General features: G+C 47.8%; 16 protein-coding genes. 2 read left to right on the forward strand and 14 right to left on the reverse strand.

The genetic code is table 11. From position 1 onward, the window contains the following. From ACP4IT_RS00215 to ACP4IT_RS00240, 6 genes are all read right to left on the reverse strand, one after another. Entirely contained in the window at window positions 1-1,077 is a 1,077-nt protein-coding gene (locus ACP4IT_RS00215; RefSeq protein ID WP_011667759.1) for a carbamoyl phosphate synthase small subunit, read from the reverse strand. Between the two features lie 24 nt (window positions 1,078-1,101). Beyond that, window positions 1,102-1,635: a bifunctional pyr operon transcriptional regulator/uracil phosphoribosyltransferase PyrR gene (pyrR, locus tag ACP4IT_RS00220; protein ID WP_011667760.1), complete on the reverse strand. Its 534-nt coding sequence runs from the start codon at window positions 1,633-1,635 to the stop codon at window positions 1,102-1,104. 142 nt (window positions 1,636-1,777) lie between these two features. Next, window positions 1,778-2,701: an RluA family pseudouridine synthase gene (locus ACP4IT_RS00225; RefSeq protein ID WP_011667761.1), complete on the reverse strand. Its 924-nt coding sequence runs from the start codon at window positions 2,699-2,701 to the stop codon at window positions 1,778-1,780. Beyond that, entirely contained in the window at window positions 2,701-3,165 is a 465-nt protein-coding gene (gene lspA, locus ACP4IT_RS00230; RefSeq protein WP_011667762.1) for a signal peptidase II, read from the reverse strand. The genes ACP4IT_RS00225 and lspA overlap by 1 nt, the downstream gene beginning before the upstream one ends. 159 nt (window positions 3,166-3,324) lie before the next feature. Next, on the reverse strand, window positions 3,325-4,980 hold the full coding sequence (locus tag ACP4IT_RS00235; protein ID WP_011667763.1) for a formate--tetrahydrofolate ligase: 1,656 nt from the start codon (window positions 4,978-4,980) through the stop codon (window positions 3,325-3,327). Next, complete coding sequence (locus ACP4IT_RS00240; protein WP_024855016.1) at window positions 4,977-5,396, reverse strand: EbsA family protein; 420 nt, start codon at window positions 5,394-5,396, stop codon at window positions 4,977-4,979. The genes ACP4IT_RS00235 and ACP4IT_RS00240 overlap by 4 nt, the downstream gene beginning before the upstream one ends. Window positions 5,397-5,435: 39 nt before the next feature. Between ACP4IT_RS00240 and ACP4IT_RS00245 the strand changes: the two genes are divergently transcribed. Then, complete coding sequence (locus ACP4IT_RS00245; protein ID WP_011667765.1) at window positions 5,436-5,840, forward strand: ribonuclease HI family protein; 405 nt, start codon at window positions 5,436-5,438, stop codon at window positions 5,838-5,840. Here the strand turns inward: ACP4IT_RS00245 and ACP4IT_RS00250 are convergent. The 3 genes from ACP4IT_RS00250 to ACP4IT_RS00260 all read right to left on the reverse strand — a co-directional run bounded on the left by ACP4IT_RS00250 (window position 5,816) and on the right by ACP4IT_RS00260 (window position 8,356). Continuing rightward, the gene (locus tag ACP4IT_RS00250) at window positions 5,816-6,940 is read right to left on the reverse strand and encodes an NAD(P)/FAD-dependent oxidoreductase (RefSeq protein ID WP_011667766.1); all 1,125 of its coding nucleotides are present in this window, start codon (window positions 6,938-6,940) and stop codon (window positions 5,816-5,818) included. The genes ACP4IT_RS00245 and ACP4IT_RS00250 overlap by 25 nt on opposite strands. Before the next feature lie 156 nt (window positions 6,941-7,096). Then, a complete protein-coding gene (locus tag ACP4IT_RS00255) occupies window positions 7,097-7,699 on the reverse strand; it encodes a nitroreductase family protein (protein ID WP_011667767.1) in 603 nt (200 codons plus the stop codon). 132 nt (window positions 7,700-7,831) lie between these two features. Then, window positions 7,832-8,356, reverse strand: a complete 525-nt coding sequence (locus tag ACP4IT_RS00260; RefSeq protein WP_024855018.1) for a TetR/AcrR family transcriptional regulator — start codon at window positions 8,354-8,356, stop codon at window positions 7,832-7,834. 186 nt (window positions 8,357-8,542) lie between these two features. Here ACP4IT_RS00260 and ACP4IT_RS00265 point away from each other — a divergent pair, with 186 nt between their 5' ends. Beyond that, entirely contained in the window at window positions 8,543-9,214 is a 672-nt protein-coding gene (locus tag ACP4IT_RS00265) for a CPBP family intramembrane glutamic endopeptidase (RefSeq protein WP_011667769.1), read from the forward strand. A gap of 57 nt (window positions 9,215-9,271) precedes the next feature. Here the strand turns inward: ACP4IT_RS00265 and ACP4IT_RS00270 are convergent, their stop codons facing one another. The 5 genes from ACP4IT_RS00270 to ACP4IT_RS00290 all read right to left on the reverse strand — a co-directional run bounded on the left by ACP4IT_RS00270 (window position 9,272) and on the right by ACP4IT_RS00290 (window position 12,676). Continuing rightward, window positions 9,272-9,619, reverse strand: coding sequence for a hypothetical protein (locus ACP4IT_RS00270; RefSeq protein ID WP_011667770.1), 348 nt, complete (start codon window positions 9,617-9,619; stop codon window positions 9,272-9,274). Between the two features lie 106 nt (window positions 9,620-9,725). Then, window positions 9,726-10,187 (reverse strand): 8-oxo-dGTP diphosphatase, encoded by a 462-nt coding sequence (locus ACP4IT_RS00275; protein ID WP_156646579.1) that lies wholly within the window; start codon window positions 10,185-10,187, stop codon window positions 9,726-9,728. 276 nt (window positions 10,188-10,463) lie between these two features. Then, complete coding sequence (locus tag ACP4IT_RS00280) at window positions 10,464-10,664, reverse strand: hypothetical protein (protein ID WP_011667772.1); 201 nt, start codon at window positions 10,662-10,664, stop codon at window positions 10,464-10,466. Window positions 10,665-10,780: 116 nt separating this feature from the next. Further along, entirely contained in the window at window positions 10,781-12,127 is a 1,347-nt protein-coding gene (locus ACP4IT_RS00285; RefSeq protein WP_011667773.1) for an ammonium transporter, read from the reverse strand. Between the two features lie 168 nt (window positions 12,128-12,295). After that, window positions 12,296-12,676, reverse strand: a complete 381-nt coding sequence (locus ACP4IT_RS00290) for an HIT family protein (RefSeq protein ID WP_011667774.1) — start codon at window positions 12,674-12,676, stop codon at window positions 12,296-12,298. Window positions 12,677-12,678: the final 2 nt, after the last annotated feature.

The following is a 12,678-nucleotide window of genomic DNA, read 5'->3' on the forward strand; positions in this document are numbered from 1 at the left end:
TTATCCCTCCCGTGCCGTCATGGCTTCCATAAATTCATCAAACAAGTCGCGGCTTTCATGCGGGCCGGGGGCCCCATCCGCAAAGAATTGCACGGAAAAAGCGGGGAAATCCCGGTGCCGCAATCCCTGCACGGTGCCATTAATCAAATCCACATAAGTGGTAATTAATCGGTCACGATCAATTGACTTGGCGACTACCGCGTAGCCTTGCCCTTGCGTCGCATAAATAATATCGTTCGTCACAATCCGCCGAATGGGATGACCACTGCCGTGATACTCAACTGGTAACATCTTCAACTCTGCGCCATTAGCTAGTGCAAATAATTCATGGCCTAATCCAATAGCGAACAGTGGAATTTCTGCTTGGACAGTTCGAATCATCTCTAGCACCGCATCGCCTAAATCCAGTGGTGAACCCGGTCCGGTCGATAATAAGACCCCATCCGGGTCCAAATTCAAAACATCTCGGGCACTGGCTGTCCACGGTAAAACCGTCACATTACACCGGCGCTCAGACAACTGCCGTAAAATACCATGTTTGAGGCCAAAATCAATCACCACGACATTTTTCCCAGTATCCGGGTTCGGATAAGGCTTCGGCGTGGCAACTTGGTCGACTTGCCGGTTAGTCAGCACAGTCGCATTGAGTTGGTCAAAGGCGTGGGCATCGGCGACATCCACAATACTGCCCTTCATTGGTCCATCCAATTGCCGCAATTTCCGAATTAAATGTCGCGTATCAATTCCGCTAATGCCAGGAATATTGTGTTGCTGTAAAAACTCATCGAGCGATAGACGTGATAACCGATTGGTCGAAATATTGGTCACATCGCGAACCACCATTCCCTTAGCCGTCGGTAAAATTGATTCATAGCTGTCATGGTTAATTCCCACATTACCAATCGCTGGCTGGGCAAAAACAATAATCTGATTATGATAGATTTGGTCCGTGATGGTTTCTTGATAGCCTAATAGATTTAAATTGGAGATGACTTCTCCACTCGTTGTCGCGCCAGCGCCAAAACCTTCACCAGCGTAGGCCGAGCCGTCTTCTAAAATTAAATAACGTTTTGCCATGCAAAATCGGCCCCTTTACCAGTCTTATGCTTGTTGAATTTCCACAGCATCGCGGTCATCGATCTCACTCACCGAAACCTTAATTCGTTCGCGCTGGGAACTGGGAATATTTTTGCCAACAAAGTCAGCCCGAATTGGCAACTCACGATGACCACGATCGACCAGTACCGCTAGATTAATACTCTTAGGCCGGCCGAGATCCATAATGGCACTCATGGCCGCACGGATCGTTCGTCCCGTATATAAGACATCATCTACTAAAATGACTTTTTTACCTTCAACCGAAAAGTCAATATTGGCGGCTGTTACTTCTGGTTCCGTCTGCGCATCATGATCAATGTCATCACGATAAGGCGTAATGTCTAAATCACCAACCGGAACGGTAACATTTTCCAGTTGTTGCAAGCGGCTAGCAATTCGCCGCGCTAGGTAGACGCCTCGGGTCTTAATACCTAAAATTACCAGATCATCGACGCCCTTATTGCGTTCAATAATTTCGTACGTGATCCGTGTCAGGGCCCGTTGCATGGCCATGGCGTCAACAACTACCTTTACCATTTTATTTCCTCCTTGAGCTTTCACGGTGTGAGCATCTGTGCAGAAACGGGCGCGTTTCTTCGGCAACATTGGTGAAGAAACCCGCCCGCCTGATTACCCGGCAAACCCGTTGATCTATCTTAGTATGTTTAGCATAAAAAACCTAGATTGCTTTGTCAACCGGTAATCCGGCTTGCTGCCGTAAGTGACGAACGGCTTTCGCAAAATTCTCGGGTACTGGTGCCGTGAAAACCAACTCTTCGCCAGTGGTTGGTTGCTTGAATCCTAGTTCACGGGCATGTAGGAATTGCCCCGCCCCCTTGAGGGTTTTTTTCGGTCCGTAAAGTGGGTCCCCAGCAACTGGGTGATTAATATACGCCATATGCACCCGAATCTGATGAGTCCGACCGGTCTCCAACCGACACGCGATTAATGTATACGTGCCATATCGTTCTAGAACCCGGAAATGGGTCACAGCCGGTCGACCATCCGCCACAATTGCTTGTTTTTTACGGTCCTTGGGAGAGCGCCCAAGTGGTGCCCGAATTACGCCGTCTTCTTCCTTAATGTTACCGTGGACGATGGCCACATACTCACGCAGATTTGTTTTAGCTTGTAGTTGCGCAGACAAGCTCTGATGCGCGTGATCGTTCTTGGCAACCATCAGTAGTCCCGAAGTATCTTTATCAATGCGATGCACAATCCCCGGCCGCAAGGTACCATTAATCTGTGATAAAGGACTGTGATACAGCAAGGCATTCACCAGCGTATGGTTCGGATGACCCGGCGCGGGATGCACCACCATCCCCTGCGGCTTATTAACCACCAACACATCAGCGTCTTCATAAACAATCTCTAATGGGATGTCTTCTGGTGTTAAGTCTAACGGTTCAGGATCTGGTAGACTGACCCGAATCGTTGCCCCAACCTTGGGTTTGTCCTTTGGCTTGACCGTTGCACCATCGACCGTGATCTGACCGGCCTCAATAGCAAGCTTGGCCTGCGACCGCGATACCGTTGCGACCGCATCCGCCACTAACTTATCTAAACGTTCAGTCGTTGTCACTTGAAATTCCGTTGTTTCCATCATTTAGCCTCCCGTCGATCAGCTAGATAAACGCCAATCGCAATTAAAATGACCCCGACCGTTAAACAACTGTCGGCAAAATTAAAGATAGGGAAATTGATAAAGTCCAGTTGGAACATATCAACGACGTATCCCTGCGTCAATCGGTCAATGAAGTTGCCAATAGTTCCGGCCATCATCAAAGCCAAACCGAGTTCTTCTAATCGGTGGTTTTGATCTCGCCGATACTGCCAAAAGAAGTAACCCATAATGCCCAAAGCCACCACGGCGATAACCGCAAAAAACCACATTTGTCCTTGTAAAATACTCCAAGCAGCACCGTTATTACGCAAATGCGTCAGTGATAGTACGCCCGGAATAAGTGGGTGTTCACCACCTAAAACAATATTGGCCACCACAGCGTGTTTAATGAACTGGTCCACGCCCACCAATAAAATAATTAAGATTGTATCCACAATCAGCATAGAGTCTGGAGCACCTTTCCTATTAGTCGTTATCGAAAAGTATACCAGAAAAGTTGGCATTTAGGCACTCCTGCCCCCACAAATTCCAGAAAAGGCCAAAAAACAGTCATCGCTGTGAATTCGTCACACACGACAACTGTTTTAATTTAACTAATTGTTTTAAAACAATCCACTAATGGTCCCATCTGGGGCAATATCCATATCCAAAGCTGCTGGATGTTTGGGAAGCCCGGGCATAGTCAAAACATTTCCGGTCAGGGCGACCACAAACCCGGCACCTAGCCGCGGCGCAAATTCACGCACGTGGATAGTGAAGTCCTGTGGGGCCCCCAACTGATGCGCGTCATCAGTCAAAGAATACTGGGTTTTGGCCATGCAGACGGGCAAATGATCCCAACCGTATTGGGCAAACGTCTTGAGTTGTCGTTTGGCTTTAGCTGATAGCTCAACCTGCGCACCACCATAGATTTTTTGCGTGATGGCCGTCATCTGTGTCATGAGATCGGCATGCTCTGGTGACAACCGCGTAAAATGGCTCGGTTGTTGGGTCGCTGCGACCACCTTATCAGCTAGGTCCATCGCCCCGGCCCCCCCATCGGCCCATACCGTGGTTGTCGCTACGGGAACGTCAATGGCTGCCACTTCAGCTTCTAAGGCTGCCACTTCGGCGTCCGTATCACTCGTGAAACGATTAATCGCCACCACTACGGGAACACCATACTGCTGCATACTGTGGATGTGCCGCTTTAAGTTGGCACTGCCTTGTTGTAAAGCCGCCACATTCTCGGTTTCTAGATCGGCCCGTTTGACACCACCGTTATACTTAAGTGCCCGAATTGTCGCCACAATAACGACGGCGTCAGGTGTCTTCCCTAAGACTGGTGTCTTGATGTCCATAAACTTTTCACCGCCCAGATCGGCCCCAAATCCGGCCTCCGTCACCGTATACTCACCTAGTTGCAGCGCTGTTTGCGTGGCGAGCACTGAGTTACATCCGTGCGCGATATTGGCAAAGGGGCCACCGTGAATGATCGCCGGATTATGTTCCAACGTCTGAACCAAGTTGGGTTTGATGGCATCCTTTAATAACAGGGTAATAGCACCGCCAACTTGTAAATCCCCGACAGTGACGGGTTCCTTATCCATATTGTAACCAATCAAGATACGATTAACGCGGCGTTTCAAATCACTTAAATCCTCACTCAAACATAAAACGGCCATTAGTTCACTGGCAACTGTAATGTTGAACCCATCTTGCCGGGGAACCCCCGATGTCCGACCACCCAATCCAATCACCGTTTGCCGTAACGCCCGATCATTGATATCTAAGACCCGTTTCCAAACAATTTGGCGTGGATCTAGGCGTAAGGCATTGCCCTGCTGAATGTGATTATCAATTAATGCCGCCAAAGTATCGTGGGCTTCCGTCAAAGCATGCATGTCTCCAGTAAAATGGAGGTTAATGTCTTCCATAGGAACCACTTGGGCGTACCCGCCGCCAGTCGCACCACCCTTAAGTCCCATTACCGGGCCTAAAGAGGGTTCTCTTAACGCCAAGACTGTTTGATGACCTGCCCGGTTTAGCGCATCCCCTAAGCCGACCACAACAGTGGACTTGCCTTCACCAGCTGGGGTCGGATTGATAGAGGTCACGAGTACCAGTTTGCCTTGCGGTCGCGGACTAGCTAATGGCAGATTAATCTTCGCCTTGGTGTGCCCATAAGGTTCAATCTGATCGGCTGTCAATCCAACCTTAGCCGCAATCTTTTCGATGGGCTCTAGGGCTGTTGCTTGCGAAATTTCAATATCTTTCAAACTGTTTCCTCCTGACGTTCATTCGCTGCCATGGCTGTTTGAATTAATCCGGCCAATTCAATAACGGAATTTCGTGGCAGTAAAAATTGATAAATCTTTCCTTGCGCCACAATTCCCAATCGATACCGGGACACCTGAACGCTGCTAACTTGGTGTAACGGAATGACCAAGTGCCGGTGGTTCAACACGGTACTAACCATCAAGACACCGTTTGCCATGGTGATATTTCTAAAGTGAATCTCGGCCCAACACAGGACCGCAAAAGCAATAAAGAATCCTAGGGTATACCAATTAAAATGGGTCACTTCTAGCCAGAAAATGGCGCCCATGAAGAGCACCATGAAGGTCCAGCTCCAATTAATGACACTGCTGATCGGATTCGGTTGATATAAAAAACGTCGTTCTTGGGTTATCATTGGGTTATACACCTCGTTCAATTATAGGAGTGATTCTTCTTGTACACCTTATATACAGATGCCGCCACCCAACCCCAAACGGGACTGAGTGCTGGTGGCATTCTCATTATCCATGATCATCAGCAAACGCAGGTCAAAACGCCCTTGCAAGCCACCACTAATCACCAAGCGGAATTTGAAACCGCTCGTATCGGCTTCGAACGTCTATTAGCCGTGGTTACTGATCCAGCGCAAGTCACCGTCTTATTCTACACAGACAGTCAACTGGTCAGTGACAGCTTGGCAAAGCACTATGCCAAACACTACCAATCCCTAGTTGATGCCTTATTACAAGCCCAAGCACCCTTTCAGTTGGTGCTGACCCAATGGGTGCCGGAAAAACAAAATCAAGGTGCCCATACACTGGCTAATCAGGCGCTTCATTCTGCGGAGGGCTTCAAATAAGTGGCTAACGGCTTCTCGTACTCGCTCCAATCCGGAGTTCCACCATATAACGCCGATCCTGCCAACAACCGACCCACTTGTGGTCCGGTCGTCAAGCCAGATGAGCCGAGGCCTGAAGCCACCAAAATAGCTTCATGATCGGGGACTGGTCCGAAGAAGGGGGCAAAATCACTGGTGTAAGCCCGTGTACCAACCCGGGTCCCCGTGATATTAGCCGTCGTCAATGACGGCATTAGTCGTTGGGCACTCGCAAATAGATCCGCGGTGACCGTTGGGTCCACTTGTAAATTAAACTTGCCGTCATCTTCATGCGTCGCGCCAACAATTAATTTACCATGACCAAACGGAACAAAATCCCGTTCACCTTCCGGCATCAATACTGGCATGTTTTCTTGGATAGGATAATCCTTAACGGCCAATTCAATTAACTGGCCTTTTTGTGGTCGCACATCAGCCGTAATACCTAACGGCGCCAACAGTTCCTTGGCCCAAGCTCCTGCCGCAACGATTACCCGATCAAATTGCCGAGCACCCAATGATGTGACCACTTGACCCTGGGCCGTTAGGTGAACCCGTTCTCGCCGAATGGTCAGATTCTTAGCGGTTGCCTGTGCCAATAGACCGGCAACTAAGGCCGCACCATCTACCCGAGCACCACCACTAATAAAGACTCCCGGTTGGGCATTGGCCAGTAAGGGAATCTTGGCCTGAACTTCAGCAGCCGTCAACGTTGTGACTGACCCCATCGTGACCGCCGTTTGCCGTCGCTCTTGGGCCAAGTCAAATAGCAGCTCTAAATCCGTGGGAATTTCTCTCGTAACAATGGTCCCAGTTTGTTGATAAACATCCGTCCCTAATTGGGCATCATGGATCAGTTGGGGATATAAATCTGCCCCCGCCTTTGCTAGCTGATACCACTGTTGATTACGCCGTTTAGATAGCCAAGGTGAAATAATACCGGCCGCAGCCGTCGTGGCCTGTCCTAGACCATCATCAAACAAGGTCACTTTAACCTGTTGACCCCCCGGTAAGGTGCTTAAATAATAAGCAGCGGTCGCACCGACGATCCCGCCACCAATAATAGCAATTTGTTTTTCCATGTTCGCATGAACCTCCTCATTTAAGAAAGAGCTTTACCGTTTTCATTTTAGCATAACTTACCTGGTAAAGTTGCTTACTGGACATTGTCCCAAACAAAAAGGACCCCGTACCCGCCAATCGGCGTGATTCGGAGTCCTTTTGCTTTTTGCTTAAAGTTATTTGAAAACTAAGAAACGATCATCGTCAGCCATGTATTCCTTATCACCGGCTGGTGCTTCAATCGAACCAAAGTCCATTTCAGCCCGTAACCGCCAGCTAGCAGGAATGTTAAAGGCAGCCCGGACTTCATCATCAATTAGTGGATTGTAATGTTGGAGATTAGCCCCTAAGCCATTTTCGGCTAAAGAAGTCCAAACAGAGTACTGGGCGTTGCCTTGAGCTTGTTCAGACCAATCTTGGAAGTTATCCGCATATAGTGGGAAGTTATCCTCGAATTCTTTAACCGTCTTCGTCTCCGTATAAAACAGGATTGTCCCAAAGGCTGCCTTGAAGTTATTAATCTTCGCTGCTGTTCTCGCAAAAGCTGCTTCATCGGGAACTTCTTGTTTCAAACGATTAATCACGATGTCCCACAACTTTTCGTGTGAGTCGCCGAATAAAATCACCGCCCGTGTCGTTTGATTATTAAACGGCGTTGGTGCTTGCTTCATATTGGTTTTGATTAAATCCGTCAATTCATCAGTTGATAGCTTCACATTGCGACCCAGTGCGTAAATGCTCCGCCGTTTCTTGGCTAAATCGATAAAGTTTGTTTCCATGGTAAAAAACCTCGCTTTTTAGAATACCCGGTAATGGGCAAATTATGTTTAAGTTTAATGCACTATTTCAGTTTATCACTTACTTTTTGAAAGTAAAGTATTTCATCTGCCCTCCGTCAATCTTTCAACCGCCTATCCACCCAATAGGCTGATTAATTGGTTAGTTACCTGTTTTTCATCAACGGGGATGGTTGGTAATAGGACCAAAACACCCACGAGATAGGTCCACACGGCCAATGCAGCCGACTGTGGCTCAAGCGTTAGTTGTTGCTGCGCCACATACAAAGTCACAACGGTGGTTAAACTCTGCGGTACCGATAAATCTCCGGTCAAAACAAATTGGATTCCATATGGATGATCGTGTTGATAGGTTAATAAGTTCGTCACCATTTGCCGAAGCATCGTTGGTGCATCGGCCGAGTCCAAGACCCCCATCCGCAGAGTCGCAGTGACTTCTGCTTGGATAGTCGTTTTCAAGTTAGCTAATAGACTGGCTTTATCTGGAAAATGCCGATAAACAGCCGCGGGGGTAACCGCTAAAACTCGAGCAATTTGGCGCAATGAGAGTTGATTGGCCCCAGCTTCCTCTAGTTGTTGACGAGCAACCTGCTGGATAGCGGCTGCTAAATTTTGCCGATGATAAGGCTGTGTAACCATCTTAATCCCCCCCTCAAACGCGTCCGTACCACGAATTACATTTTAATGTTAACACTGATTACATCAAATGTAAACACCAGTAACATTGATTTGAAAATAGCAATCCTTACGGAAACTTTACAGTCACAATCGTTGCTTTGTTTTACAATATGTTTAAAGATCTTTTTAGAAAAGAGTGGCTTATTTATGACCGCAACGCACACCGTTTCCGCAAAACGCTTAGTCGTGCAGTTTATTAGTTTTTGGTTATTATGGTTTATTGTTCAGATTGGTCTCAACCAGCCTATCCAACGGCATTTTGCCGGCTGGTCCCAAGAGATCCTGCTAGATCTCATCAAACTCATTGTTTGGCTGGGGGCCGCTTGGTGGTTCTTACATCAAACGCCCGCTCAACAATTGACCGTCCCTAATTCCCAGCAGTGGCGAGTGGCTTGGCGCTTCACCGCTGGCTACCTGGTCTTTGGCGCAGTCGTGGTCTATTTATTATTCCAGTTTTGGTTAGCACATCACGGCTTGCGGATTGCTCACGGTTTTATTCCTGAATACTGGGGACGCTATTTCCTCGTGGTTGGGATCACTGAAGAATTTGTTTTCCGTGGTTACTTTTTAAACGTCCTACTAAAGAAAACCAGTTTGACGACGGCCAACGTTTTGCAAGCTATCGCTTTCGCCAGCCTACACATCCCCCGTTACCTGACAACCGTACCAGCAATGAGCCTGACCAGTTGGATAGGCAACCTGATCTCTGTTTTTGCGCTGGGTCTCCTATTCGGCTGGTTATACGCCTGCAGTCACTCACTATGGCCAGGTATCGTTACCCATATGACTTGGGACATTTTGGTTACCCTCTTTGCTTAAACTCTAAAAAATGCGTTCAGGACCGTTAAGTCCCAAACGCATTTTTTAATATCGCTTTTACGTCGTCTGAATCCGGCGTTTTAAGAAGCCCAGCAGGACGCTTAAAAACGCAAATGGTAAGCAGAAACTCAGAAACGCTGTCAGTAAGACTGGTGCTACCGTAATGGTTAATCCCAGATCAATCACACCTACACCCACGCTTACCCACAGCAAGAGTCGCCACCAGCTACGACGTATCCGCGGTTGATAAGTCAAACCATAGACCAGAAGTGTTAAGGCTGTCGTCAGCAACAGTGCCCGATCAATCAGCGGCATGGTCACTAAGCCCGTTAGTATTAAGGCGACGACACTTAACCCGATAAAGAAGTAACCGTACCAGCGTTGCGTCTGAACAGTTGATTTCATCATGATCGCTCCCTTTATCTATCTACTTGACACTTCTATTTTACTTGAAAATGTAATCGCTTACCATAAAAATATCTTTATGCAGTCCACCGATTGTCAGCACTGTTTAATCGTCAATTCGTAAATTACCATTCCACGAATCACTAACCAGCGTTGATGCCGTGCCAGTAAACACCTGTAAGAATTCCGGTAGACTAGCGGCACTGTTTTCTCGTGTTAAGGCCGTGATTGGTAGCCAACTTAACTGACCCTCCGCACTAGCCTTTAGGGTTCCCGTAAAGTTTGAGGCCCGATACAGCAAGCCCAGCTTACGGTGCTGGCGGTCATCGTCAAACCATTCGCAGGTACCGCAAAAAGTCACGCCAGATAATCGAAGACCCGTTTCTTCAAAAACCTCGCGAATCGCGGCCGTTGCACAGGGTTCGCCAACTTCCACATGACCACCCGGAAAGCTATGTCCGGCTTTCCAAGGCACATTAACCTTGTCTTCCACCAAAACACGTTGTGTCTCGGGATCTGTCACCATCACCATTGTTACCAATTCAACTAGCTGTGTTCGTGTTGCCATTCTACCGTCCCCTTTGTCATTTCGAGCTGGCTTAATTCTAGCAAGTTCGACTATAGATTGTAAAGTCACGCTACAAAACACGCCAGCTCCAAAGAAATACCGTATGCCTACGCTTAAAAACTGTCCGTGGGCAACTCAGTGCCGTTATCGACAGTTTCCGTAACCTAGGCTTTCAAGAACACACTGATGAATTGGTTGTTTTACTTTCTCGTACCATCATGCAAGCTTAACCCCATCAAATGTACGAAAAAAGGAGGCTCACTGGCCTCCTTTATTTTAGTCTGTTTTCAAATCGTGATTGTCTGAGCGGTTGCGTTCCAGGTGATGTTCAATCCCGTAGCAAAGTAATCCCAAGCCGGCAAAAGCAATTGGAAAACCAACCGCCCACAGCGCCGACTTCATGAACATGAGTACGAGACTTAGCAACCCGACTGCTAATACTGCGAAAATAATGACCGCAATTTTTTCTCCTGTCATCTTCGTTCCCCCCAAACTAGATATGCAAAATTTGTGGCCCCTAACCACATCTCTAGCTTAGCAGGTCCTTGCGATTTCGGCAATCATCTCGACTAAGCTTAATAAAGTCACTAACTTTAATGATTCTTTTCATGATGCCGGTTACTACTATGCCCCTGCAACCGTTGAAGTTGTCCTTTGAATTCACCCGCAAACCGTTCTTGGTCCGGTTGAAACTCTGTGGTTAAGCGTTCACTGAGGCCAACCGTGTAATCGGCCCGTTCCCCATGCTCCCCTTGGTCAAGTCCGAGTTGTTCTTCTTGCGCATCCACCCGCATTGGCATTAACCACCGCAATAGACCTATCAGAAGACTGCCCATCACTGCGACAATGACAATTGTCATGATCGTCGCCAACGTTTGGATACCCAGTAAATGCCAACCACCGCCATAAGCCAAGCCATTCGCGGCAATCGTTTGATTAACTGCTTTTGTCGCAAAGACTCCCGTTAACAGGCTACCCACAATACCACTAATGCCATGACAACCAAAGGCATCGAGCGCATCATCCACCCCCAGTCGGGGCTTCAGATAGGTTACAAACCCAAAGCTGGCTAACGTTGCCAGGGCCCCAATTGCCACCGAACCTAAAATCGTCACGTATCCAGCAGCCGGGGTAATGCCGACCAAGCCACATAACGTCCCCGTACAGACACCCACTAAGGTTGGCTTTCCGGTCGTCCACATGTCTAGCAGCATCCACACGATCATGGCTGTAGCCGTGGCGACCGTACTTGTCAAAGCCGCTTGCAGTGCCACACCGTTAACCGCTAACGCACTACCAGCATTGAATCCGTACCACCCAATCCATAAAATGGCTGTTCCTAATAACACCCACGGTAAATTATAGTGACGTGCCGTAGTAGGCTTCGTTAGCCGCGGTCCTAGCCATGCTGACAAGACCAACGCCGTCACCCCAGCATTAATGTGCACGACGGTTCCACCAGCAAAGTCCAAGACACCTAATTTGGCTAACCAGCCATCTGGACTCCACACTAAGTGGACCATTGGATAGTACACACAAAGAGACCAGGCGATTAGAAACCACAATAAGAATTTAAACCGAATACGGCCAACGACCGCTCCCACAAACAACGCTGGTGTAATAACCGCAAACATCATTTGAAATAAGGCATAGGCGCCCAATGGTATATGATTGACCGTCAAGCTCGTTAAATTAACGCCCGTCATCAACGCCTGATGCAAATTACCAACTACGCCACCAATATCACCAGAAAAGGCCAGTGAATATCCCACGGCTACCCATAACAAAATGGCTAGTCCCGTCATGATAAAAACGGACAACATCGTATTCACGACGTTTTTTTCAGAAACTAAGCCACCATAGAAAAATGCTAGTCCAGGGGTCATAAATAAGACTAGGATACTTGCGATTAAAACAAATGCCGTGTTTGCTAAATTCATCATCAACGCCCTCTCTGCCCTTGATGTTAGAAATTCTAACACCATTTTTGAAGAAAGTCATCATTAAATTTTCACTTTCGCGTTGTTTGGACCATTAAGCAACCACAAAAAAGGGACAAAATAGCGATATAATCGCCATTTTGTCCCTTTTAAATCGAATGTTAATTTTTATGACATACGTTTTTGAATGGCGTGCGGTAGCATCTTGCGAATGCCGCCACGCGGATCGCGCACGTCTCCAGTATACCGTGGAATGACATGAATATGGGCATGCATGACGGTCTGGCCGGCCGCCGCACCACTATTAATCCCAATATTGTACCCCGCCGGAGCATAACGCGTATCTAGTAGATCCTTAGCCGCAAAAACCAAAGCATCCATCGCCTGCCGTGTGACCGATGGTACATCAAAGTACGTTGCATAGTGCTGTTTGGGCACTACTAATAAATGGCCTTTGCGAACCGGGTGAATGTCCCAAAAGGCCTTAGCCAAGTCATTTTCCAACACGACCGCTGTTTCTTGACAAAAAATACAGTCCGCTTCAATCATTG

The organism is Levilactobacillus sp. LN180102 (assembly GCF_050106635.1).
In the GTDB taxonomy this organism is placed as follows: domain Bacteria; phylum Bacillota; class Bacilli; order Lactobacillales; family Lactobacillaceae; genus Levilactobacillus; species Levilactobacillus brevis.